General features: G+C 41.0%; 16 protein-coding genes and 1 pseudogene. 5 read left to right on the plus strand and 12 right to left on the minus strand.

Annotated features, from left to right (window positions below):
* Positions 1-264: pseudogene (locus tag EZ444_RS23490) on the plus strand (IS4 family transposase); the annotation flags it as partial.
* A gap of 88 nt (positions 265-352) precedes the next feature.
* Here EZ444_RS23490 and EZ444_RS23495 read toward each other — a convergent pair.
* The 4 genes from EZ444_RS23495 to EZ444_RS23510 are packed head-to-tail and all read right to left on the minus strand — an operon-like array spanning position 353 to position 6885.
* Complete coding sequence (locus EZ444_RS23495; RefSeq protein ID WP_131611963.1) at positions 353-1300, minus strand: phosphodiester glycosidase family protein; 948 nt, start codon at positions 1298-1300, stop codon at positions 353-355.
* Positions 1301-1342: 42 nt separating this feature from the next.
* Positions 1343-2140: a DUF4397 domain-containing protein gene (locus tag EZ444_RS23500; RefSeq protein ID WP_131611965.1), complete on the minus strand. Its 798-nt coding sequence runs from the start codon at positions 2138-2140 to the stop codon at positions 1343-1345.
* A gap of 29 nt (positions 2141-2169) precedes the next feature.
* The gene (locus EZ444_RS23505; protein ID WP_131611967.1) at positions 2170-3789 is read right to left on the minus strand and encodes a SusD/RagB family nutrient-binding outer membrane lipoprotein; all 1620 of its coding nucleotides are present in this window, start codon (positions 3787-3789) and stop codon (positions 2170-2172) included.
* Between the two features lie 12 nt (positions 3790-3801).
* On the minus strand, positions 3802-6885 hold the full coding sequence (locus tag EZ444_RS23510) for a SusC/RagA family TonB-linked outer membrane protein (protein WP_131611969.1): 3084 nt from the start codon (positions 6883-6885) through the stop codon (positions 3802-3804).
* A gap of 244 nt (positions 6886-7129) precedes the next feature.
* On the opposite strand from EZ444_RS23510, the gene EZ444_RS23515 reads away from it, so the two are divergent.
* Entirely contained in the window at positions 7130-7876 is a 747-nt protein-coding gene (locus tag EZ444_RS23515) for a DeoR/GlpR family DNA-binding transcription regulator (RefSeq protein ID WP_131611971.1), read from the plus strand.
* Between the two features lie 153 nt (positions 7877-8029).
* Here the strand turns inward: EZ444_RS23515 and EZ444_RS23520 are convergent, their stop codons facing one another.
* From EZ444_RS23520 to eat, 8 genes are all read right to left on the minus strand, one after another.
* The gene (locus tag EZ444_RS23520; RefSeq protein ID WP_131611974.1) at positions 8030-9322 is read right to left on the minus strand and encodes a RagB/SusD family nutrient uptake outer membrane protein; all 1293 of its coding nucleotides are present in this window, start codon (positions 9320-9322) and stop codon (positions 8030-8032) included.
* Between the two features lie 49 nt (positions 9323-9371).
* Positions 9372-12539 (minus strand): SusC/RagA family TonB-linked outer membrane protein, encoded by a 3168-nt coding sequence (locus tag EZ444_RS23525; protein WP_131611976.1) that lies wholly within the window; start codon positions 12537-12539, stop codon positions 9372-9374.
* A 167-nt stretch (positions 12540-12706) separates the two neighbouring features.
* Positions 12707-13903: an anhydro-N-acetylmuramic acid kinase gene (locus tag EZ444_RS23530; RefSeq protein WP_131611978.1), complete on the minus strand. Its 1197-nt coding sequence runs from the start codon at positions 13901-13903 to the stop codon at positions 12707-12709.
* Positions 13904-13955: 52 nt separating this feature from the next.
* Positions 13956-15320 (minus strand): aldehyde dehydrogenase family protein, encoded by a 1365-nt coding sequence (locus EZ444_RS23535; protein ID WP_131611980.1) that lies wholly within the window; start codon positions 15318-15320, stop codon positions 13956-13958.
* Entirely contained in the window at positions 15317-16033 is a 717-nt protein-coding gene (locus EZ444_RS23540) for a gamma-glutamyl-gamma-aminobutyrate hydrolase family protein (protein WP_131611982.1), read from the minus strand. The genes EZ444_RS23535 and EZ444_RS23540 overlap by 4 nt, the downstream gene beginning before the upstream one ends.
* A 30-nt stretch (positions 16034-16063) precedes the next feature.
* Positions 16064-17212, minus strand: coding sequence for an iron-containing alcohol dehydrogenase (locus EZ444_RS23545; RefSeq protein ID WP_131611984.1), 1149 nt, complete (start codon positions 17210-17212; stop codon positions 16064-16066).
* A 20-nt stretch (positions 17213-17232) separates the two neighbouring features.
* A complete protein-coding gene (locus EZ444_RS23550; protein WP_131611986.1) occupies positions 17233-18591 on the minus strand; it encodes a glutamine synthetase family protein in 1359 nt (452 codons plus the stop codon).
* Positions 18588-19904: an ethanolamine permease gene (eat, locus tag EZ444_RS23555; RefSeq protein ID WP_131611988.1), complete on the minus strand. Its 1317-nt coding sequence runs from the start codon at positions 19902-19904 to the stop codon at positions 18588-18590. The genes EZ444_RS23550 and eat overlap by 4 nt, the downstream gene beginning before the upstream one ends.
* Positions 19905-20165: 261 nt before the next feature.
* On the opposite strand from eat, the gene nagB reads away from it, so the two are divergent.
* The 3 genes from nagB (at position 20166) to EZ444_RS23570 (ending at position 26276) form a co-directional block, all read left to right on the plus strand.
* On the plus strand, positions 20166-22085 hold the full coding sequence (gene nagB / locus EZ444_RS23560; protein ID WP_131611990.1) for a glucosamine-6-phosphate deaminase: 1920 nt from the start codon (positions 20166-20168) through the stop codon (positions 22083-22085).
* Positions 22086-22154: 69 nt separating this feature from the next.
* Positions 22155-23312 (plus strand): acyltransferase family protein, encoded by a 1158-nt coding sequence (locus EZ444_RS23565; protein ID WP_131611992.1) that lies wholly within the window; start codon positions 22155-22157, stop codon positions 23310-23312.
* A gap of 99 nt (positions 23313-23411) precedes the next feature.
* A complete protein-coding gene (locus EZ444_RS23570; RefSeq protein WP_131611994.1) occupies positions 23412-26276 on the plus strand; it encodes a M16 family metallopeptidase in 2865 nt (954 codons plus the stop codon).
* The last annotated feature ends 92 nt before the right edge of the window (positions 26277-26368 follow it).

Genomic DNA, 26368 nt, shown 5'->3' on the forward strand with positions numbered 1-26368 from the left:
CGGCGGTGGGATATCGAGGTATTCTTTCGTTTTTTAAAACAGGAACTCAATCTAAGTCACCTTATCTCATTGAACAAGAATGGAATACAGATCATCTTATACATGACCTTAATTGTGGCAATGATGGTCCTGATGTATAAAAAAGCTAACGACCTAAGTTATAAAACGGCTAAAAGAAGACTAGCTATGGAAGTCAGAGACCTGGCAATGGCTTTAATTGTCGTACAATGTGGAGGAGATCCTGGACTGTTTTTCAAGACATAAAAGAAATGGTCGGAATTTCTTCCGACCATGACTGGGCTGATGCCTCTTTTTTATACCTCCAAACAGAATTCACTAAAGCATCTAATGATTAATTTTTAACCACAAATCCCAATCCATTACCAATCATCCTTTCTACATTTTTAGCCAAAGGCGGCTTGTTTTGAACTACCCAGGCACCCCTCGCTTGATCTTTAACAACCAGCGTAGAAGAAGAAGCCCCATCCAGATTAATCGCATCTTTTATCCCAAGCGCAGCCATAATATCCCTCACATCAGCTAAACTTAAACCATTTGAATACTCCGCCTGCGAACCATCTACAATCACCGCATAAACCACCTTACCTGCAGTATAGCCAAATGCAGTCCTTGCCGAAATGGTAACATCAGTTAAAGTCGCCTTTACACCATTATCTACCAACCATTGACTCCCCCCCACAGCATTCTTAATCAAGGCCAAATTAATAGGCCGATCAACCCCCTTAGTATCCTTTCCCCCAATCGCAATCGTCCCATCATTTAACGCAGCTATATAAGTTCTCCCGGCAGGCAAAGTGCTCACATAAACTCTATTATTAATATAAAAAAAACTAGTTGGCAGCCCAGTGGTCGTATTATAAGTATCCCCATTGATCGCCGCCACAATGGAGCTACCTGCTACCTCATTATCCCTACACATCTCCGAAAGCCTCTGCAAGCCCGGTATATAATCATTGTAGGGCGCCAAACCAAGAAGCTCCAACTTTGGCGTATTCATATCTGCCTCCAGGATAAAAATCTTCACAGGAAGCTTGTCTTTCCTTTTAAACCTGATTTGAGTTTGCTTTATTCCCGCCATCACATTAGTAGTCCCATCCGAAACAAAAGTGCCAATCACCGTCGTATTATCCATAATTTTCTTGGTAAGCGGCTCAATCGTATTGTCAACAACCTCCTCTTCCGGCACCTCGATTTCCGAAGCTAATTTCTTGTCCTTTTTGCAACCATACAGCACCGAAACCATGGCCAGCACTAAGATTAAATTCAATACCTTATTCATATCTATACAAAATTTATCGGTTCATATTTAAATTAACTAATCCTACCTAATGTGAAAAAAAGATACAAAAGGCCGTCGAGTTCCTGCAGTAAAACCACTATATCCCATTGCATAAACCGTATACGTTCGCTGATTCAATAAACTACCCACGTTGGAGTAACTCGCTAAAACAGTAGCAGTAGTAAGCGCCGCCCCCGCAGGACGAATTTTCCATGTTCTGGCAGAATACCTATTCAATATGAAGTAATTACTGATCTCCAAATATTTTATATTCCCCGCCACCAACCTGTCAGCCGTATGCACAGTAGCACTTATACCGTAATACAAATCAATTGCCGGCACGTTAGGCATTAAATTAATAAATCGATAGGTAGCATAACCAGAATCGGGCTTCAAGAAATTTTCCTCCGTCAACACCGTTTTTGTAAAGGCAGCCGTATCTGTAATATGAGCCACATAGCGCTTTCCCCTTTCAATATTCAGCGTTGTTTTGTACAACTCTAAAGAATCCAACCCATTGTCTTTTTTAAAAGGTAAAGCCACCCTCAACTCCACCTGCCCCACATCTATGGTTAAATAATCAGCCCGCACATCCCCCCGGGTATTGTACCCACCACCAGGGAAAGGCGTTCGGCCCTGAATCCTGGGGCTAACCCTTTTACCATTAAATCGGATCACCACAAACCGATCATCCAGATAACTAGAGGCATAGTTAACTTTAATAAGCGGCTGCTCATCAGTTATCTTCTCAACCTCCCCATAATCGAGGACATTCTTTGTGCAACCGGAGAAAAACAATGCCACACAAAGCACAATCAGTAAACTCTTAAATATTTTCATGACTATATAATTATAGATTTACATTAATTCTAATTTTCAGTCGTACTAAACCAAGTCTCCTTGGTATTGTAATCAGACGCCAGGCCACCCCATTTGTCTAACTCAGTCCTGTTCCAGGCATACTCGGAATTGTAACGTGGACGGTACCGGTAAGCATACTTTCCTTTATTGTTTGCATTAAGCTCAGATCCAGACAATTGATAATACTGAGTAAACACAGTTGGATCATAATGATACTTCCTGAGATCACACCATTGCTCCAAACCTGCCCAACCCCATTGTGCAATATATTTCTGATTCATAATATCAGAAATAGTCAGTTCAGCCTCAGTCTGAGCAACCTCAGTAGAAGCCATATACAACTCTATTTCAGCCGGAAGAATCGTTACATTACCAGCCATACCATAGCGATTAACAAAAGCCATATGGGCACGAATCGCGTTTTTATACGCCGTAAAAGCACCCGCCTTATCCCCCTTAAGAAACAAGGCTTCAGCCTTAGCAAATTGCAATTGTGCATAACTCATAATCACATACTCGCTCGCATTACTAAAAAGATATTTTCCGATATAAGGCGCAGTCACAATACCTGTTGGCGGGCCCAAAACATGAGGCACACCAGTACCACCCTTTGTCGGGGTAATCGCTTTATAAGGACCCCAAGTTGGCGGACTTCCAGCAATAATTGTAGGCGACAACATTCTACTCAACCTGGGATCAACAGAAACCAGAGGGTCTACAACAGGAACACCTCTTACACCACCAGCTAATAAATTTAAAATCGTCGATGAAATCCGTCCGTTTGCAGTATTAAGGACCGTAAAAAACCTTCCAAAAAGCGGCCCAAAAACATTTGAATCATCTTCATTCGAAGCCGTAAATTTCACCGTTGCATCCTCAGCAACACTCGTAAAAGACAAATCCACATATTTCACAACACTATCCGCATAGGTAGTTGCAAAACTCGACTTATTCACCAAATGGCCATATTGAAGCGCCAAATTCGCGTACACAAACTTCTTCCACTTATTTACATCCCCTCTATACATATAATCACCCGACGGCCCCGCAAGCGCCCCACTATAATCTGACGGGCTTTTCATATTTAAATACTTTATAGACAGCTGGCTCCATTCCCGCACCCTTTCATAAACATCCCTTTGATACTGATAACGAAACGTCAGCTTATTAGGGTCCGTAAAAGCCTCATCAAGAATAATCTCCCCATACATATCAGTTGTCATCTGGAAAGACCATGCTTTAATCGCATACCCAATTCCAGCATACTCATACTTCTTGTTTTCAATTCCATCTTTAATCATCTCCTCTATGTTCAAACCAAGGTCAACATAATTCAACCGCCAGATTACTCCGGTTACGTCAGAGCCCGTCGCCGACATCCCATGTCGATCATACCGATCATCAAGAGTAGTACTTGACCAGTATTGAACCAACTTAAACAACTGCATATAATCCTCAGAGGTACCATTAGCCATCTGAAAAATAGCCCTAGAGATCATAAACTCTGCTTTTGGAATCTGGGGATTGGAAGGATTTCTATTGATATCCAAAAATTTCTTACACCCGCTCATAGCCAATAGTCCAATGAAAAGGAATAACATCAGCATATATTTTTTAATCGTATTCATGATGTTGCGATTTTATAATTTAACATTTAAACCAAAATTAATAGCGAGTGGACGTCCCATATTACCAAAATCCATGCGATACCCACCAACACCTCCAAGCGCTGCATTATTGGAATTACTTTCCGGATCCATTCCCGAATAATTCGTAAACAGCAACACATCTGTCAATGTCGTATACACACTTACATTCTTCAAGAAGGGCATTCTCGCCATTAGATTCTTACTAAATCTATAACTCAATGTAATATCTCTTAGACGAATGGTATTGATATCCTTCTCCACAAACATCTGTGCAGCAACAGTTTCCCCATAAAATCTAGAGTTGTAATAAGGCGTAATTGCGATAGAATTGGGGGTAGGATTGTCTGTATTCTCCAAACCATCTTTTAAAATCCCCTTAACAACCCGAGGCTGTTCCCGGTCAAGCGTTTTCGGACTAATCCCCTTCACATAATTAATGTGTTCAGTACCATTATATACATCACCCCCAATACTAAAGTCCCATAAAAACGATAAAGAAAAGTCAAAAATCCTGAACCGATTCACAATACCAAGTGTATAATTCGGGGTTCGATCTCCAATGATCATATAATTTTCATTGGTCGCATAAGGAAGCCCCGTAGCCGGATCAATCAACACATCACCTCTATTGTTCCTATCTAATGACAAACCAGACATAGAGCCCGTACTTTTACCTGGAAAAACAGCACTTCTCACTGTATTAATCCAGGTATCTGAATTATATAACTCCGGCAATTCGTCGGCAATAGAAATTACAGTCCCCCTATTTCTAGCAAAATTCAATGTCAGATCCCAATTAACTTTTTCACTTCTAACTGGATTCGCATTCAATTGAATCTCAACACCCCTATTCTCTACCTTCCCGCCATTAATCAAACGAAGCACATAGCCCGTAGCATAACTGGTGCGCGGCTGTATAATCTGATCCTTACTAAGCAAATAATAGTAATTAAAATCAATACCAAATCGATTTTTGAATAACTGCAACTCAAACCCGGCCTCTACATTTGTTGTTGTTTCAGGCTTCAACAATTCATTTCCACCATAGTAATCATAAGCAAAGCCACCACCGCTGGATGCCCGTGGCGTGAAATTAGACAAAATCCCATACACCTTCCAAGGCTCCTTACCCGTCATTCCTGCCGAGCCCCTAATTTTACCCCCACTCAGCCAATCAAACTTTTTAAAGTAGTCGAGATCAGAAAAATTGAAGGCCACACTGGCAGCAGGATACGCGAAATAAGGGTTATTAGGCATCAAGCGAGAGGCCCCATCCACCCTTCCCGAAAGTGTTAAATAAAGGATGGATTTATAACCCATAATCGCCTGAGCAAAGGCGCCGACAGTACGATAGTTATTGATATTATTCCGCGCCCTTTGCGTAGTAGGAAGCGTATTATTGATGTTATAAAAATTAGGATCATACATACTATCACCTCGCATCGAATTAATTGTGTAATAGTTATCCGCAACATTTCCGCCCACTACATATGTACCGGAAAAATTTCCATACTTCTGTTTTGCCGTAGCCGTAATAGACCCAGTCAGATTTCTATTGAGCTTATCATAAGTACTCACACTCCCCCCTGTAGGACTAGCCGCAGTACCCGACCCCGAATAAGACTGAGCATGAAAAACCATTATACCATTTGTCGTATAAATATCAGCGCCAAGGATAGCTAAAACACTCAGCCATTTATTCGGGGTAAAACGAAAATGGTTATTCATGATAAAACGATTCGTTTTATCTTCATTTGTATTTTTATATACACTCCAAAAAGGGTTATCGTACTCACCGAAGATGGAGCCAACATGCAACACCCTGTCCCCCTTCTCATCCTGCCAATCGTTAATATCATACTGAGAGGGAAAACGCATTAAAGAAAATAAATACCCAGAAATACCCCGAGCAGGCTTACGGTTGGAATTATTCATGTAATTCATGGTAGTCGTTAACTTCAACAGCGGTGATATTTCTGCTTCCGCCGTAATTTTAGTCGAGAACTTACTGAGCCTAGTATTAGGAATAGGACTATTAAACTCCGCAAACTGATTTGACCATCTGTAAGTAAACTTCTCCGATCCACCCTCAAAATTCAAATTGTGAGTTTGGGAAAAAGCATTATTAAGAAACTGATCAAGGTTATTGTAAATTTTTGTCCCTACAGGATAAACAGGTCCAAAAAAATTAGTAGAACCACCACTATAAATACCGTTACTTTCTCCCTGATTATACTTCCGCTGGATATCAGGCATATTTACCTGCGTAGTGACATTAAAGGCATTACTATAATTAACCGTTCCTTTACCAACCTTTCCTTTCTTTGTAGTAATCAGAATAGCACCACTTGCGCCCAAGTTACCATAAAGTGCCGTCGCCTCTGGGCCTTTCATAATCACATAGTTTTCAATATCCGCGGGATTAAGATCAAGCGCCCGATTCGAATAATCAGAGTTGCGATTAACTCCACCACCAACTAAGTCATCCGTTTGATTAATAACCGAATTATCGATCGGCAAACCATCCACAACAATTAGCGGACTGTTATTTCCACTCATAGAGACAAAGCCTCTTAAAACAATTTGAGAAGAAGCTCCGGGATCACCACTACTAGGATTGATCGTCAATCCAGGAACCCGACCTTGCAATCCGGCAAAGAAAGATTCCCGCTGCGTATCAGAAACCTCATCTCCCTTTACTTTCGGGGTAGAATAACCCAAAGATTTCGCATCCCGTTCAATACCATAAGCCGTTACAACAACTTCATTCAACGACTTCGTATCAGGCTTCAACACCACATTAATTAGGGAAGCCGCAGCAACAGTCTGTTCATGAGATTGCATTCCGATGTAACTAAACATCAATACGTCTCCTACTTTGGCTTGTATCGAATACACACCCAATGCATTTGTCTGAGTTACCGTCTTTGTTCCTTTAATTTTAACAGAAGCGCCAGGAATGGTTAAGCCATCACCCGACGAGCTCACTTTACCGGTTATTGTTTTTTGTTGGGCAAAGACATGCACAAAAAACAATAACCCACCTAAAGTAAGAAGGAGTAGTTTTTTTTTCATAAAACGTCAATTTTGATTAGGAAATTAGGTTGTTAAGTTGGTTTGGTTGCTCGTTTCAAAAATCACAAAAACACGCATTAACCCGCATATTTGCAATCTTTTATTAAATATAAAGAATCTTTTTCTATTAAAATATAATTATTATGCTATTTTTAACTTTATTTATGACAAATAGCGCATAAACACGCATAACCCTGCATTTTGGATTCTTTATTTTTTATTTACATTAGCTAAAATTTTCAATATGCTTAAAAAAGAAAGGCACGACTTTATAATGCGCCAAATCAATCTGCATAATCGTGTACTCACCTCCGATCTGGTTCAATTACTTAGTGTTTCAGAAGACACGATCCGCCGTGATCTTCAGGAATTAGCCGAAAAGGGCCAACTATCCAAAGTACATGGAGGTGCACTCTCAAAGTCATACCAATCTTCTTTCGATGATAGTGAAGTATATGCCAAGGATGCCAAAATCAGCATCGCTAAAAAAACCATCTCTTTAATCAAAGACGGAATGGTTATTTTAACTGGTGGTGGAACTTCAATTATTGAGTTGGCAAAGCAGCTACCTGAAAATTTAAATGCCACTTTTTTTACGATTAGCCCTTTTGTCGCCATAGAGCTTGCCAAATACGCCAAAGTCGAGGTTATTCTGATTGGCGGTTTATTCTCCAAAAATTCGCAAGTAACTTACGGTGGCCATGTCATTAATCAGCTGTCGGAGATCAATGCCGACCTCTGTCTACTTGGAACCAGCGCCATCCATCCGCACGACGGACTAACAGATACCGATTGGGAAATCAATCAACTAAAAAAAGCAATGTTCAATTCTTCAAAAAAAGCAGGAATCCTCTGTATTTCAGAAAAATTAGACATTTCATTGAGGCTAAAAGTAGCCCCACTAGAAAACATAGATTATTTAATCACTGAACTTGATCCACAGGCGCCGGAATTGAATGCCTACAGAATAAAATCTTTACAGATTCTTTAGTAATTCGCTATACACTCCTTAGGTCATGTCCTCACATGACACACACATTAGACACACTTCCTTCACAAAAACGTACCTTTTTGTGGCTTTGGTGTGAAGGAGGTGTGAACAATGTGTGACGAAACCTGCTTTGGTGAACAAGCGCATTAGGATCTAAAACGCCGGATCAGCAGGTGTATTAGGATTATTATCCCTTTCTGTAAATGGATATGGGAAGAAATTCCGCTTTCTCTCAGAATTAGGTAAACCAAACCTTCTCATATCTTCCAGCTTCAACCCCGACAAATAAAGCTCTATACAACGATGCTTATAAATCAACGGTAGAATTTGGGCTGGAGTTAAAGATCCGGTAATTGGTGGTAAAGCCGCCCCTACACCAAAAATATCGACTGTGGGCAACTTTGTAACTACCCTGTTCAGCTCAGTCAAGGCATTCCCAGGATCCGGTGCAGCCTGACGGGCATAAACCTCAGCTTTAATCAAAATAATCTCACCAGGCAAATAAAGTGGAATCGGAGTAGCAAGCCCTACACCAAAGCCTGCTAAACGAACTACAGGATTAACACCTACTGCCGTATAAAAAGGGACCCTTCTATCCGCCGGATCAGGCACATTCGCTCCAGTCAACCCCAGATTAATATCCGTTGGTTGAAATACGTTATTTGTTGAAGTAGCAATTTCAAATATTGGATTAAAAGTCAGCGCATCAAAGTTAAAGGTCGATCTCCTCGTTAAATCCACACTATTAGCAGCAGCCAATGCCAGGGGATAGTTTCCTGCAAAAAGCGCATACCGCGCCTTTAAGGCATTTAAAGTATTAGGAATATCAATACCTGGAGGCATATTACTTATAAAACCTGAACTGATTGGGTTTGCTGCCATGACAGCAAAAGCATTATCAATCACTCCAATGGCTTTATTAAAACCATCAACCCGACTTATAAAACTAACATTTTGTCCGGTACCAGCAGGTATGCTTTCCCAGCATTGAGAAAGATTCCCTAATGCAAGCGCTTTAAAAATACTCGCATAAGCGATTAGCCCTGAAGCATACGCCTTATCACCCAAACTAGGTGCATTATTGAGCACATTGTCAGCATCGTAAATAATCTTATTGCTAGTCGTCCACAAATTTGCCAGAATGTTATTTGTCCCATCAACGGCACCACCCCCGGTAAACAACTGCAATTCCGGAATATTACCCGCATTCCTTAATAGAATTTCGTTGGTTACAAATCCTGAAACGGATACGGAGTTAAAATAAACACCCAATCTTCCTGATATGTATAATTTTTGCAAGCCAACAACTATACCTGTCATACCTTTTGCGGTAGTCACCACATCATTGGCATTTGCACCCGAAGGATTTCTGTACTCCTTTTTACACGCTGATATTATAATCAGGATCAAAAAGATATATGCTATTTTACTTATATAAGTTTTCATCTGTATATAGTTTATTTTTTAAAGATTATAAAGCTATCATGAGCTTAAATTAAAACTTAGCCCGCACACCTAAACTAAACGTACGTGGAATAGGCACCGACCCAAAATCAATATTTCTTAGAATAGTCGATTGTCCACCCGAATTCAGCTCAGGATCGTATCCTTTATAATTATCCCATGAAACCAGATTTCTTCCACTTAGATTGATGCTCAGGTCTTGTATAAACTTAACCTTACCAATATTATAAGTTATAGATACCTCTCTTAATTTAACATAAGAACCATCATCTATCCTCCACTCTTCGATAGCATACACTCCATTAATATAACCTCTTGGTAATAACCCCATCTGTTCTTGTTCAGCAACCTTTCCACCACCCACACCCTGGCGTGTGCGCCAATCTGCATTCCATACATCCGCTCCTTGTGAAGCATCCAACTGTATATGTAAACCAAATTTTTTATAAGAAAAATCATTCACGAAGGAAGCGGTATAATCAGGATTTGGATCCCCAACTACTTTACGCAAGGTTGTACCAGTAGAGAGTGGCAACCCATTCGGACCGCGCTGAGGAGTATAAGTTAACGAAGAGTTTTGAATACCCCGTTCCATCTGCGGAATTCCAACTGAACTAGTCAACAAGCTACCATCATCATTGCGGGCAAAGAAAGTACCATAGAACACTCCAATTGGCTGACCATCAATTATAGCTACAGGAGCACCTGCATTGGTAGAAAGCAACTGCAATGCACCAATACCTACTGCTTTATTTCTATTGCGATTAAAAATAAATGAAACATTCCATTTGAAATCCTCCCCAGCGACAGGTGCTCCGGTTAACATCACCTCAATCCCTCTATTTTTTAACGAACCTTTGTTTTCTAATAAGGAAGAAAAACCCGTAGTTGGCGCAATTACAACCGGCACCAATAAACCACTAACCTCTTTATCATACCAGTTAAATACCAGACCCAATCTGTTTTTCAAAAATGAAAGATCCATTCCCAGCTCTATTTCCGTTTGCTTTTCCGGAGCTATATCCACATTAGCCAGACTGGTTTTTGAAACCAAGGCGGTTTTACTAATGTAAGAAGAAGACAGATACTCATTAAATCGATCATAAGGTCCGATGCCGGTTAGGTTACCTGACTGCCCATAAGCTGCTCTAACTTTAAAAGTATCCCACCAGTCAGACACCGCTAGCCCCTTCCAATAATCTGCGGATGAGAGCACATAACTTAAATTCCCCTTGAAGTACACCTTGGTCCTATTTTTCTCCCCAAAAACAGATGCTTGATCCACACGGACAGCACCTGTTAAAAACAAATGATCCTTATACTTGAAGTTCTGTTGCAAATATGCTCCACTGATAGAGCTTTGCAACCTAAGGTCGTTATTTGGCAAAATCGTACTCGCGCCGTTTACACTTTCCGTGAATGGTGCAAGCCCCCTACCATTTAATAATAAATAATTTGATTTTTCATATTGATAAGAGCCCCCCAACTGCGTAGTAGACAACAAATCATCACTCAACTTGGTATCATAAGTAAAGTTGAGCTCATGGTTAAATAAGGTTGCCGTAGAACTGGCAGAACTGGCGTAACCATTCAGACTAGGGTCTAAAGTTGGTCCGCCACCATAAAAACCTGTGCTAACATTATAGGCAAATGGAGGAATAAAAGTAGTTCCATTTTGAATGGTATTGTCAACACCTATAGTATAATCTACGGTCAGCTTTTTAGTCGGATTTAAAACCAATTTGGCATTTGCAATAACCCGGTTAACCGCCTGGCGCTGTTTAATATCCTCAATTACTGATACAGGATTTACCCTACCCCGTTCACCCACAGCTTTTAAATTACCCAAAGCATCCCTGGCAAAAATATCATGAAAATTACCTATAATGGTAACAGAGTTCATTGGCGAGAAAAATGAATTCCCATCCGGTTTTTCATCTGCATCACTATGTATATAATTAAAATTTGCAGAAACCTTTGCCCAATCGTTAATTTTCTGGTCCAGGTTTGCCCGCATATTCATCCTTCTATAATTGGTATTCTTGATAATTCCCTGATTAGAAAAATACCCCAAAGAGGTATAAAACTTGGTGTTATCATTCCCCCCAGCTACAGAAACCGTATTGTCTGTTCCAATCGCAGACTGAAAAATATAGTCCTGATAATTATACCTTGTCACAGGGGTAGTGGTGGTAGGTAAAGCGGGAGGGGTACCTACTAGCGATATCAAATCCTGCGTCAATTCATCAACCGACCCTCCAAATTTAACAGGCGACTGGTTAACTTCAATTTCCTTGCGCAGATGGCTAGTGGTGAAACTAGTAGACAAACTAATGACAGGCTTACCACTTACTCCTCTTTTTGTAAAGATCTGAATAACCCCCGCATTTGCCCTCGATCCATAAATAGCTGCCGCAGCTGCCCCATTTAAAACCTCTATACGTTCGATATCATTCGGATTGATATCGCTCATTCTATTCTGACCAATAGCACCTACAAAGTTGCCATTACCCCCCACACCACTACCACCCCCATCGTAGTTAGCCGATGTATTGGTTACCCGTGTTGTCGAATTATTAACAATTACCCCATCAATAATATAAAGAGGTTCTGAACTTGAATTCAGAGAACTTACTCCCCTTAACCTGACCGACATTCCACCCGCCGGATCCCCGGAGTTTTGCGTAATCTGCGCACCAGGTGCTTTACCCTGCAAAGAGGAAAGCACATTTCCGCTTGGCGCCTTTACTAAATCATCACCCTTTACAGAGCTTACATAACTACCCATTTGCTTACGCGTAGTACCTTGGGAGGTACCCGTCACGATGACCTCATCAAGACCAATATTATCAGCCGTAAGCGCCCCGTTGACTGTAACCTGAGTAGCAGCACCCAGTTCTACAGATTTAGTTTGAGACTTGTAACCAATTGAAGAAAACACAACCTGATAAGTCCCTGGTGACAGATCAGCATTTAAACTGAACCGGCCATCCTCATTCGTTGCCATTGCAAAATTTGTGCTTTGTACTTTTACAACTACCCCCGGGATCCCAGCAGCAGACGTACCGTCTGTAACCCTGCCGGTTAAAGTGTATCGTTTTGTCTGTGCGTTTGCGACATGAGCAAGCAGCAACAGAAGGATTGGCACCCAGAAAATAAACTTAATTTTGAAGAAGCCTTGTGAGTACAGTATTTTCATGTGAGTTATCTATTTCAAACAAAACATTCTTTCGAATAAAATTGTTTACGCCAAAGAAAACACTAACCCAAAATTGCACACTACTTCACACCTTATTCACACCTTTTTCATTCCCAATCCACAAAAAGCACCTTTTTGTTAAGAAAGTGTATAGAATAATGTAAACCCTAAGGCAAACAGACCTTTCCCATCTGTACAGATGGCACTCCAGCACGATTACCAAAATCAATTTTATCGCCCACCAATGTCTCATTGGCCAGAATAGCAAATAAAACCGCTTCTTTTGCATCTGGGTTTATTTCGAGGGCATCAGTGGAGTGAAAGCTTGCATTGCTCAACTTTGTTTTAAGCTGCTGCAAAAGCAAGGGATTGTGCATCCCGCCACCACTGATATAAATAGATGGAGTTTTATCTTTTCCGAAGCATTTTTCAACGGAATTGACAATTACCTGAGCAGAAAAACTGCATAACGTAGCCATAACATCTTCCTTGCTGATCTGCGAAGTATTTGAGTTGTTTTGTGCTGCTGCTAAATACGCTAAATTAAAAAGTTCCGGCCCCGTTGTTTTAGGAAAATCGGCCTCCAGAAAATCAGATTCCATCAACTCTTTTAAAAGCTGACCGTTAACCACACCAGCACTCGCTATACTTGCATTTTCATCGTAATACAACCCTTTATAATGTTTTTGTACAAACTGATCCATCAAGGTATTTCCGGGCCCAACATCAGTTGAGAATACTTTAGTTGCATCGTTACTACCAGGCAGGTAGGTAAAATTGGCAATTCCACCAATATTCAACATGATGCGGTCTTCATCCTTTTTTGAGAAAAGCAGATAATCCCCATAAACAGCCAATGGAGCACCTTCGCCACCCGCAGCAATATGCTTTTGTCTGAAATCAGCAATGGTAACAATCCCGGTTTTAACAGCAATATGGTCGCCATCCCCAATCTGCAAAGTCGCATTAGGATAATCTTCAAGGCCATGCAATGACTTTGGCGCATGAAAAATAGTTTGCCCATGACTGGCAATCACATCAATATCTTCCGGCTGGCGCCCCCATTCGGCAATTGCTTCCAATATCATTTCGGCATGCAAAAGCGCCACTTTTTCATTCATCAGACATACCATTTGCAAATCAGCATCACGCCGGGAGAAAATCGACTTTATCTCCGCTTTAAATTCATTGGTATAGTCCTTCGTTTTAAATTCGATTACTCTAACGCGAGTTTCAATCCCACTACCGGTGACCCCACAAAGGGCAATATCCAAGCCATCCATAGAGGTGCCAGACATCAATCCTATAATTAAGCGTTCAGGCTTTTGAATGATATTGAAGATTCTTTTCCAGTTTGAGTTCATAAGCGTGGTCTTAAAAATAAAGTGAATAATTCAAAAGTAGCAATAAACTTAATTAAGCTCTAAAATGCCAGGCTTTGGGCTTGGTAAAGGCACGCAAGCCCTGATGAGAAAGCGTTGCTCCGATACCAGAATGACGTCTGCCGCTCCAAGGAAGGCCTGCACTTACCCTATCGCAACAGTTCCAGTAACCTGTACCTGAATCCATTTGAGAAAGGATCCGCTTTGCCCTATCCATGCTTTCCGAATAAACAGCGGCAGTTAAACCATATACCGTATCCTGCATTAAATAGGTGGCTTCAGTATCATCATTCACTTTCATAATCCCAATGATAGGACCAAAGCTCTCCTCCTGCATCACCTTCATGTGATTGGTAACATTAACCAATACTGTAGGTTCAAAATAATTGCCTTTTTGTCCTTTTCTTTTGCCTCCGGTTAAAAGTAAAGCACCATGTTGCAACGCGTCTTTAATCTGTTGCTCCAATACTTCAATTTGTTCTTTTCTGGTCAGTGCCCCCAAGTAAACATCAGCATCTGTTGGCGCCCCAATTTCCCAGGATTGCACCGTTGCCACAAAGGCGGCGATATAATCGTCGTAAACTTTTTCGTGCACATAAATCCGCTCCACTGCGCAGCAGCTCTGGCCATTATTATAAAAGGCGCCATCTGCTGTCGCCGCAGCCACAGCAGCAATATCCTTTACATCATCAGCAACATATAGTGGATCTTTACCCCCTAACTCAAGCTGGCAAAGCACCATTTTTGGCGCCACCCGCTCATATATATACTTGCCTGTTTTATAAGATCCGGTAAAAAAGTAGCCATCAAAATTCATATCCAGCAAATGTTCTCCCGTTTCTTTTGCACCAATAGCCACCTTAAATACCTCATCAGGTAATCCCGCTCGCTTTAATAATTTTTCTATTTCCAGTCCGGTTAAAGTCGCATACTCCGAAGGCTTGTACATCACCGCATTGCCTGCTAATAACGCCGGCACAAAAACATTTACCCCTACCAGATAAGGATAATTCCAAGCCGATATGTTACATACAATACCCAAGGGATCATAGGAAATCTGTTCCTTCAATTCTGGTGTATCCGTTACGATTTCATCAGAAAGATACTGCAGTGCATGATCCAACATCCACCGAACCCTTCCTCTTGCTCCGTTAATCTCATTGCGAGATTGCGATAGCGGCTTACCCACTTCCGAAGTCAACACCACAGCAAGGCGCTCTATTTCTACACCTAGCAGATTGTAAAACTTTTCGATAATCAGTATACGTTGCTTCAAAGTTTTGGAAGCCCAGTCCTTTTGTCCCATTTTAAGCAGATTGCGCTTATGAGCAAGCGACTTGCTGTCATCTTCCTTTACTGTTGCAATGATTTCTTCTGTTGCGGGGTTAACAATATTCATCGTTTATGATTTTTGACTTCCTTTATAAACTGTTCCTTAATTTTTTGTGACAAAGGATTGAGTTCTTTTTCTTTCATTCTTTCCGGGTGCCATTGTACACCAAGCATAAAAGCTTTTCCGGTTTTATCTTTAAATTCCAACCCTTCAATAAGTGCATCTGGCGTATCTGCATAAGCATTCGCCATCAGGTTATTGCCCAAATGTGCTGGATCAACTCCCTGATGATGGGCGCTGTTTACATGCCCTACCGTTTTATCGGTTACCGCATATAACAAGCTATCTTCAACAATGTTTAGCCCATGTACTTTATCTTCAGAACCTTTCTTATGCAACTCGTTCACCGCTGCACCATTATCTTCAAAAACCTTTCCTCCCTCTAGAATATTGATGTATTGCATCCCCCGGCAAATACCCAACACCGGCAATTTGGCTTTTTGTGAATAGTCGTAAATCAATCGCTCAAACTCATCCCGTTCTGGTAAAAATACATCTGGTTTATAAGGATACTCTTCCGCTCCGCCATATATTGCGGGCAGTACATCAATTCCTCCGGTCAATACAAAACCATCACATTTCTCTATATCGCTCCTGTTGTTTTTCCGGAAGGAAAGCTCGACCAATTCTATTTCATTACCAAGCTCATCGGCAGTAAACCAGTTCCAATAGTTCTGAAAATTAGCTTCACTATAACTTATCCCTAACTTCTTTTTCATCAGTATAAATTTGTTTCAACTGCAATTTAATTAAAGCGCAGTCAAATACAAATGCTTAAAGTCAGCTCTGCTCACTGGTTTTGGATTATTTGGGTGGGCAAAATCGGCGAAGGCCAGATCGGCCAGCGTTTCTATATGCTCCGATTTCACACCTATATCACCCAAGTGATGTGGGATATTAATTTTAGTATTGAGGTTAAATAGATATTCGACTACAGCCTTTCCGTTTTCCTCCTTCAATTCCAGCGTTCGGGCAATGCGACGGAATTTATCTTCAAACCCTTCAATATTGAACTCCATCCCATAAGGAAGATTTACGGCATTGGCCAGACCATGATGTGTATCGAGTAAAGAAGAAAGTGGATGCGCAAGGGAATGTACCACACCAAGCCCCTTTTGAAAAGCAATAGCTCCCATCATAGATGCCATCAACATTTTGCTTCGACTTTCGATATCCGGACGATTTGTTGCAGGTTCTAGTGCGTCCTTGATTAGCGAAATACCTTCAAGGGCGATCCCATCACATAATGGATGTGGATTTTTGGCTAAAAAAGCTTCCATATTGTGCGTTAACGCATCCATACCTGTCGCCGCGGTAATAAATGATGGCAGATCCATTGTTAAGGCAGGATCCGCAAATACAATCTTAGCCATGAGCTTTGGCGAGAACAAAATCTTTTTCTGATGAGTCTCATCATCGGCAATAATTGCACTCCGCCCCACCTCGCTACCTGTACCTGAAGTTGTAGGTACTGTAATAAAATGTGGCACCTCATTGGTCACATAAACATCACCCCCAATCAGGTCATCGTACTTAAACAGATCCTCACGATGATTTACCCGCAGCACAATTGCCCTGGCCACATCCAGCGCTGCACCACCCCCAATTCCAATTACACTGTCTCTGGCGGTATCGTCCCAGACCTCCGTACCTTTGTACACATCGCTTTTTACCGGATTTTTATGAATATCACTAAACACCTCTACCGCAATACCGTGAATGCGCAAATCACTGACAATAGTCTTAAAAAAAGGAAGAACAGCAATTGTTGAATCTGTGACGATCAATGGTCGTTTCAACCCATTTTGCCTGAGGTACGCCGGCAATTCTTTAATCGCTCCAGCCCCAAACCGGATCGTAGTTGGAAAATTGTACTGGTATATGTGATCAAATGTCATAGCTAATAGAATAATTGCGGTTAAATAATTTCAAAATATCTTTTTAATTCCCAATCGGTTACTGCCTTTGCATATTGCCTCCACTCCCATTCCCTGGTCTGCGTAAAATGCGCTACAAAATCAGCTCCGAACAGCTCTTTTGCAATCTCCGACTGCTTCATTCGTTGTGTTGCTTCATATAGATTTTGAGGAAAAACGCCATTGGAGAGATCCTTGTAACCATTACCATTGGTTGCTTCTTTATCTAGCTTCATCTTATTTTTGATGCCGTACAATCCAGCAGCCAGACAGGCCGACAAAGCCAGATAAGGATTACTATCAGAACCCACTACACGGGTTTCCAATCGACAGGTCTTCGTATGACCAGGCAATGCCCTTAATGCGACAGTCCTGTTATCGATGCCCCAAGTCAATGTGGTTGGTGCCCAAGCGCCTTCCACCAATCGTTTATAGCTATTAATGGTGGGTGCAATCATGGGTAAAATATGGGGCAGACAATGCAGCTGTCCGGCGATATAACTTTTCATCAGCTCACTCATCTGATGCCTGTCCTTTTCATCATGAAACAGGTTTTGTTTAGATTCCTTATCCCATAAACTCTGGTGCACATGTCCGCTACATCCCGGAAGGTGCTCGCTAATCTTGGCCATAAAAGTAGCCATGACCCCATGCTTATAAGCAATCTCCTTAACTGCCGTTTTAAATAACACCGCCTGATCAGCCGCGACTAAAACCGAGGCATACTTTATGGCAGCTTCATATACCCCCGGCCCGGTCTCGGTATGTAAACCTTCTATAGGAATATCAAACATGCTCAAGAGATCAAACAGGTCGCTCATGTATTCATTTTTCAACGTACTACGCAAAATAGAATAACCAAACATACCTGGAGTTAGCGGCGTTAGGCCACTAAAATTCTTTTGATGCGCTGTTTCAGGAGTTTCCGCGAAGTTGAACCACTCGAATTCCTGTGCAAAGTAGGCTTGAAAGCCTGAAGCTTCCGCATCCGCCAACACTTTTCGAAGCAATTGCCTTGGACAGGTATATACAGGAACAAGCTTTTCATCTACAAAATCACCTAAAAAAAAGGGGATATTGTTTTCCCATGGGATTTTTCGGAAAGTTGTAAGATCCAGCTTTACCTGTGCATCGGGATAGCCGGTATGCCATCCTGTAAACTTTACATTGTCATAAGCCACATCGCCCATGTCCCATCCAAAGGTTACATCGCAAAAACCTAAGCGTCCCGCTACAACCGAAGCAAACTTCTCTGCCGAAATGTACTTGCCTCTTAACACGCCATCAATATCAGATACGGCAATTTTTACTTTGCCCAAAGGATGTTCTTTTACATAGGTTAAAATCTCTTCTGTTGTCATCGGTCTACAGGTTTAAAAAATTTATACAGTAAAAAAGTAATGATCAGGATCGAAAAATAGATAAGCCCCAGGCTAAGGTTAAAAATAAACATGGCGACAATAGATACCGTGGCGATCAGCAAAGAAATAATAGGGAAAGCAGGATAAAATCGCAGGCGAAAAGGTCGGTGTAATTCCGGTTCTTTTTTCCTGAGGATAATAACGGAGACCATTGCAATGATGTATAAGGTGAGCGCACCAAAAACCGATATGATAATAATTTCGGATGTTTTACCTGACAATAGCGCCAAAATACCAATGATCATATTTCCGATCAGCGCATTGGCCGGGGTATGAAACCGCGGGGAGATTTTACCTAAAAAAGCAGGTATGTTGTGTACTCTTCCCATCTCATAGGTAGATCGACCAGCCGCAAGGATTAAGCCATGAAAGGACGCGACCAAGCCAAACAAGCCAACTGTGATGAGTAAGTGATACATCAAATGATTGCTCCCTGTTATTTTTGCCAAGGCAAGTGGAAGCGGCGAATCTGACGTTTCTCCACTAACGCCATTTTTATAGACAATCGTTTCCCAGCCTGAAATCCCTGTGGCTGTTACAAAAATCAATATACATAGAATAACAAGTGTAAATATGGCCCAGCCAAATCCTTTACTAATATCTCTTTGCGGATTTTTAGTCTCCTCGGCCACATTTGCAATCCCTTCTATCCCCAGAAAAAACCAAATGGCAAAGGGAATAGCGCCAAAAATACCTCCCCATCCATTGGGGAAAGCATGATGAGTAAGATTAGACATCTGGAATTTTGGCGCTGCTATTCCCGAAAAAAGCAGCAACTCGCCAACTGCAAAGATGGTGATGATCACTTCAAAAGAGGCCGCAGCTTTAACACCATAAACATTTAGGGCGGTGAATACAAAATAGATTGACACCGCAGAGGCCAGTATGGGTACTTGCGGAAAAAAGGCGTTGAAATAAGCGCCAATGGCAAAAGCTATCGCAGGTGGAGCTAAGATAAATTCGACAATCTGGGCAATGCCGGCTATAAACCCGATGTTTTTCCCCATTGCTTTATTCGCATAGTCGAACACCCCACCGGCTTTTGGAATGGCGCAAGCCAGCTCAGCATAACTAAAAGTAAAAGTGACGTACATCACCATGATTACGAGGGTTGCAATGGCCATTCCCCCGGTACCTCCTTTCTCAAGGCCCAGGTTCCAACCAAAGTACATACCTGAGATCACGTACCCTACCCCAAGTCCCCAGAGCATAAAAGGACTGAGCGTTTTCTTTAAACCCTTGTTTTCTGTCATTGGCTAAAAACGGTTATCTTGTTATAAATATAATATAAATACCAATACAACATCCACTAAACCATTAAGTTAATGAGAGGTCCGCAATTAGACCTCCTTGAAGAACTTTTTTACAGGATGATTTGTTATTTTACCAACCTTTTGGAAGCCAGCGCTTCAAAAAAACATTTTTTAAAAAGAGTATCTTGTAATTAAAAAATTTGATAAAGTCCCAAGAGTGCCTATATTTACTGCTCCGTACAAATTTTAAGAACAAACTAAATGGCTAGATTAAATCTTCTAGAAGAAACACGCTTTGAAAAACTGCCTGTTTCTGTCTTTGAAAACCCTAAAGCAGCATCACTTAGCGTTGCTCATCGCATCGGGAAACTGATTAAGGAAAAACAAAAAAACAATGCTCAGGCGGTTTTAGGTTTAGCTACTGGAGCTACACCAATTGCCGTTTATGCCGAACTGGTAAGAATGCATAAAGAGGAAGGTTTGAGTTTTAAAAATGTGGTTACTTTTAACCTTGATGAATATTACCCTATGCAGCCAAATGCTGCGCAGAGTTATGTGACCTTCATGAATGAAAACTTATTTGATCATATCGACATCGATAAGGACAATGTGAACATCCCTGATGGTACATTAAGTTTAGAAGAAATTCCTGCATTTTGCCTGAATTATGAGAAAAAGATTGGGGACCTGGGAGGATTAGATATACAAATCCTCGGTATCGGACGTACAGGTCACATCGGTTTCAATGAGCCAGGTTCTGCACCAAACTCTGGAACACGTCTGGTTACACTAGACGATTTGACCAGAAGAGATGCGGCAAGAGACTTTGGGGGTAAATCTTTTGTTCCAACAAAAGCAATTACCATGGGTGTAGGTACCATTTTCAAAGCCAGGGAAATTATCCTAATGGCTTGGAATAAGAAAAAAGCACCAATCATTAAGAAAACCGTTGAAGGAGAAATTTCAAGTGAAGTTCCTGCAACTTATTTACAGTTATCTCAGCATGTTGAATTCATTTTAGATCAGGATGCAGCATGTTTATTAACCCGTTTTGACACACCATGGTTGGTTAAAGACTGTGTATGGGATGAAAAAATAACCAGAAAAGCAGTAATCTGGCTATCCAATACCCTTAAAAAACCAGTATTAAAACTTACTGAAGACGATTACAACAACCACGGTATGGCTCAACTGGCTGTTGAAAGAGGTCCGGTGTACAACATCAACATCGATATATTTAATAAACTACAACACACCATTACTGGTTGGCCAGGTGGTAAACCTAATGCTGATGATTCGCAAAGACCTGAACGCGCAGAGCCGGCTAAAAAACGTTCAATCATTTTCTCACCACACCCTGATGATGATGTAATCTCTATGGGGGGTACATTTATCAGATTAGCTGATCAGAAACAAGATGTACACGTAGCTTACCAAACTTCAGGCAACACTGCTGTTTGGGATGATGATGCTTTACGCTTTGTAGAGTTTAACATCGATTTCTCTGAGAAGATGGGCCTTGATACGAAAGAATTAAAAGCTTTATATCAGAGCATGCGTACTTTCATGGGGAAAAAGAAACCTAATCAAATTGATACCCCTGAAATTCAAACTGTAAAAGGTCTGATCAGAAAAGGGGAGGCGATTGCCGGAGCAAGATATTGCGGTTTAGATGATGACCATATCCATTTTATGGCATTACCTTTCTACGAAAGTGGTAAGAGCCAGAAAAACCCGGTAACAGAAGCCGACGTTGTTTTAACAATGGAACTATTGCAAAAAGTAAAACCGCATCAGGTATTTGCAGCAGGCGACTTCGAAGATCCACATGGAACGCACATCGTTTGCTTCAATATTATTTTAGAAGCACTAAAACGTTTGGCTAAAACTGAAGATTGGGTTAAAGACTGCTGGTTATGGATGTACCGTGGTGCATGGCAAGAATTTGAGACCCATGAAATTGAAATGGCAGTTCCGCTTAGTCCGCAAGAAGTTGAGCGTAAAAAAATGGCTATTTTCAAACACCAGTCGCAAAAAGACACTGCTGTTTTCCCTGGTGACGACCCTAGAGAATTCTGGCAACGTGCTGAAGACAGAAACAGAGAAACAGCCCAGGCTTATGACAGCCTAGGTTTAGCAGAGTACGAAGCTATGGAAGCTTTTGTACGCTATAAGTTCTAGTTAAATTATTATATTTATAACCGCTAACAGTTAAACTGTTAGCGGTTTTTTTGTTTAAAGATCTTTTATATGGCCCAATCTCAAATTGCAAAAGACGCTCCTACCAGATTATTATCACTTGATTTTTTTAGAGGCGCAACTGTTGCGGCCATGATTCTTGTCAATAATCCCGGAGATTGGGGAAATATTTATGCGCCGCTAGAGCACGCGAGCTGGAATGGCTGTACACCTACTGATCTTATTTTCCCGTTTTTCCTGTTTATTGTGGGCGTATCGATCGCTTACGCCATGGGCAGCAAGAAAGCAGATCCCGCTACTCATGGAAAAACTATTTTAAAGGCATTAAAAAGAGGGCTTATCTTATTTGGATTGGGCTTGTTCTTATCGCTCTACCCTAAGGTTTTCACCGAACCCCTTGAGGCTTTTCAACATGTACGGATCCCGGGGGTATTGCAACGCATAGCTATTGTATTTTTCATCTCGGCAGTGATTTTTCTTAAAAACTCAGAAAAGAATATATTCAAAATCCTGATTGCCATACTGGCTGTTTATTGGGCACTAATGACCTTTGTTCCCGTTCCGGGTGTTGGTTATGCCAACCTGGAGAAAGAGACCAACCTGGGTGCCTGGCTAGACCGCAGCATCCTTTCGGAAGCTCATTTATGGAAGGCCGCGAAAACATGGGATCCCGAAGGAATTTTAAGCACCCTACCTGCAATTGCAAGTGGTCTTTTCGGCGTATTGGTTGGCGTATATTTAAAACGCAAAGACATTGATCCCGCAACGAAGATCGCCTGGTTGTTCTGTACCGGGATAACGGCCGTAGCCTTAGGCTTACTATGGGATTTGCAGTTTCCAATTAACAAATCGCTTTGGACAAGCTCTTTTGTACTCTACACCGGTGGTTTGGCTACACTTATCCTATCCTTTTGCTACTGGATCATCGACATTCAGCAATACAACCGCTTTACCAAGCCGTTCGTGGTTTATGGTGTAAACGCAATCACGGTATTCTTCCTTTCGGGGCTGATCCCAAGAACTTTGGGAATGTTTTCGGTAAAGGCTTCCGATGGAACGGAAATGAACCTTCAGGCTTGGTTATATTCTGGCTTTACCTGCTGCTTATCTCCCATCAATGCCTCTCTTGCCTGGGCCATTGCTTATATTTTATTCTGGCTAGTGATACTTTGGGTGATGTACAATAGAAAAATCATCATCAAAATTTAATTTCAGGCAACAGAAACTAGCTGCCCATTTGTTAAATTATGTTAAATTTTTATCATCTATACTATGGCCTTAGTAGGTTTGATGGTAAACTTATTATTCATGAGAAAAAATTTTAGCGTCCTTAGCTTGGGACTTGCAGTCATTTTTGCTGTAAACACGCCTGGGTACGCACAGAAAAAAACTACGGTTGTTAAAAAAACGACAACTGCTGTGGCTAAAAAGGTTGATGGAGATCTTATTCCCAACGACCCCAATGTAAAAATTGGAAAGCTTTCAAATGGCCTTACTTATTACATCAAAAAGAATACTGAGCCTAAAAAAAGAGCTGAGCTGTATCTGGCAACCCGTATCGGTTCCTTAATGGAAGACGACAACCAACAAGGATTAGCCCACTTTACAGAACACATGGCATTTAATGGAACGAAAGATTTCCCTAAAAATGAAATGATCAATTACCTACAAAAAGCAGGGATTCGCTTCGGCGCCGACCTTAATGCCTATACCAGCTTTGACCATACCGTTTATCAATTACCTATTCCTACAGATAGCAGCGCCTTATTTAAAAATGGCTTTAAAATATTAGCCAATTGGGCTGGTAAAATTATCATGGAAGGTGTAGAAATAGATAAAGAACGTGGTGTAATTGTAGAAGAAGATCGTGAACGCGGTAAGAATGCGCAGGATCGCATGAGCAAGCAATTGTTGCCGCTATTATTGAAAGGCTCTCGCTATGCTGATCGTTTGCCTATTGGTAAAATAGACATCTTAAACACCTTTACGCACGATAAGATCAGAAACTTCTATAAGGATTGGTACAGACCAAACTTGCAGGCTGTAATTGCTGTTGGTGATTTTGATGTGAACGAGGTTGAACAATTGATCAAAGCTAACTTTTCGGGTCTAACTAATCCAGCAAACCCAAGACCGCGACCAAGCTATGATCTCCCTGACAACAAGGCACCACTTGTAAAGATCATTACTGACCCTGAGCAACAATACAATGTAGCACAGATCATGTACAAACAACGTGGCAACACCACAAAAACTGCTGCTGATTACAAAAAGAGCATCATGTACAATATGATCAACAGCATGCTTGGCGCAAGGATGCAAGAGATCATGCAAAAAGAAAATGCTCCATTTTTGCAGGGTCAAAGCGGATATGGTGCTTACCAAGGCGGCTTAGTACCCAACATTAACGCCTTTCAGTCGGCAGCTGTATCTAAAACAGGCGCTACACTTGAAAAAGCCTTTACAGCCGTCCTTGCCGAGAATGAGCGTATGAACAAGTATGGCTTCATGCAATCTGAATTGGATGTAGCTAAAAAGAACATTGCCGCTGGTAATGACGTGAGGTTGAAGGAAAAGGACAAAATACAGTCTGCAACCCTTGTAAAGAGATACTTGAACAACTTCCTGACTGGATCAATCATTCCGTCTACTGAAGTTTCTTATGAGTTGACTAAAAAAGCACTTGCTGACATTAGTCTTGATCAGGTTAATGCATTGGCAAAAACGCTGATCACTAAAGAAAACCAAATCATCATTGTACAGGCACCAGAGAAAGAAAAAGCGAATCTTCCAACAGAAGCTCAATTGCTTGCTGCGTTAAAAAATGCAGGAAACAATATAACTGCTTACGTAGATAATACGGTAGACAAACCTCTATTGGATAAGAAACCCGTAGCCGGAAAAGTGGTAGCTGAAAAGAAATTTGATAAAATTGGTGTAACTGAGCTTACGTTAAGCAATGGTATTAAGGTATTACTTAAGCCTACTGATTTTAAAAATGATCAGATCGTTTTCACCTCTTTCTCTAAAGGCGGTACTTCATTAGCTACCGATGCCAACTTTAAGTCGGCCGAAATGGTTAGTCTAATCCCTCAAAGTGGCGTTGGCGCCTTCAACCCAACACAATTGAATAAATTGATGGCTGGAAAAACTGGAACTGGTGGCAGTTATGTAAGTGACTTATACCAGGGATATGGTGGTAGTTCGACTCCAAAAGACCTTGAAACAGCTTTTCAGATGGTTTATACTTATGCAACCAATCCACGTAAAGATGTAGAGCTATTTAATAAAAGCATCAGCGATTATAAAGTAAGCCTGGAGAACAAAAATTCGAACCCGGAAAGCGTTTTTTCGGATACGGTACAGGCAGTATTGTCATCTTACCATAAACGGGCAATGCCCACAACCTTAGCAGACCTGGATAAAATATCATTGGATGAGGCTTACAATTTTTATAAAGATCGTTTTGCTGACAACAGTGAGCAGACTTTTGTGATTGTAGGTAACTTCAATATCGAAAGCATAAAACCGCTTCTTGAAACTTACATTGCAAGCTTACCTGCTTTAAACAAAAAACAAAACTTTGTTGACAATGGTATAAACTCGCCAAAAGGAAAAGTTAGCAAAACAGTATATAAGGGTCTTGAAGATAAAGCGGAAGTACAATTGTACATCCATGGTGATTACAATTATGACGCACAAACCAATATCCAGTTAAATGCATTAAAGGCCGCTTTAGAAAATAAAATACTAGAGCGCTTACGCGAAAAAGAAAGCGGTGTTTACAGTCCACGTGTAGGTTTAAGCGTAGCCAAGTATCCAACTGCTCATTATTATTTCACCATTTCATTCAGTTGCGCTACAGCAAATGTTGAAAAGTTGATTGCTGCTGCTTTAGATGAGGTTGACCAGATTAAAAACAATGGCGCCACTGTTGATGACATCAGTAAGTTTAAATCAGAAGAACAGCGTCAGGTTGAGCTAAGCTTACGTGACAATAGTTTTTGGTTGAACTACCTAACCAACCGTTTAAAGTATGGAGATGATTTGGATCAAATCCTGGACATTAAACAAAGGTTAAACAGCGTTACTGTTGAAACTTCAAAAGCGACTGCGAAGAAATACTTAAATGAAGATAATTATATCCGTTTGGTATTGATGCCACAGAAGTAAGAATTATCAGCATAAAAAATGGGGTGTTTATTAATTTAAACACCCCATTTTTTATGTATGATAGTCATTTTTGTACGGTCGTCACGCAGCAG

It is taken from the genome of Pedobacter hiemivivus (assembly GCF_004331685.1).
GTDB lineage: Bacteria > Bacteroidota > Bacteroidia > Sphingobacteriales > Sphingobacteriaceae > Pedobacter > Pedobacter hiemivivus.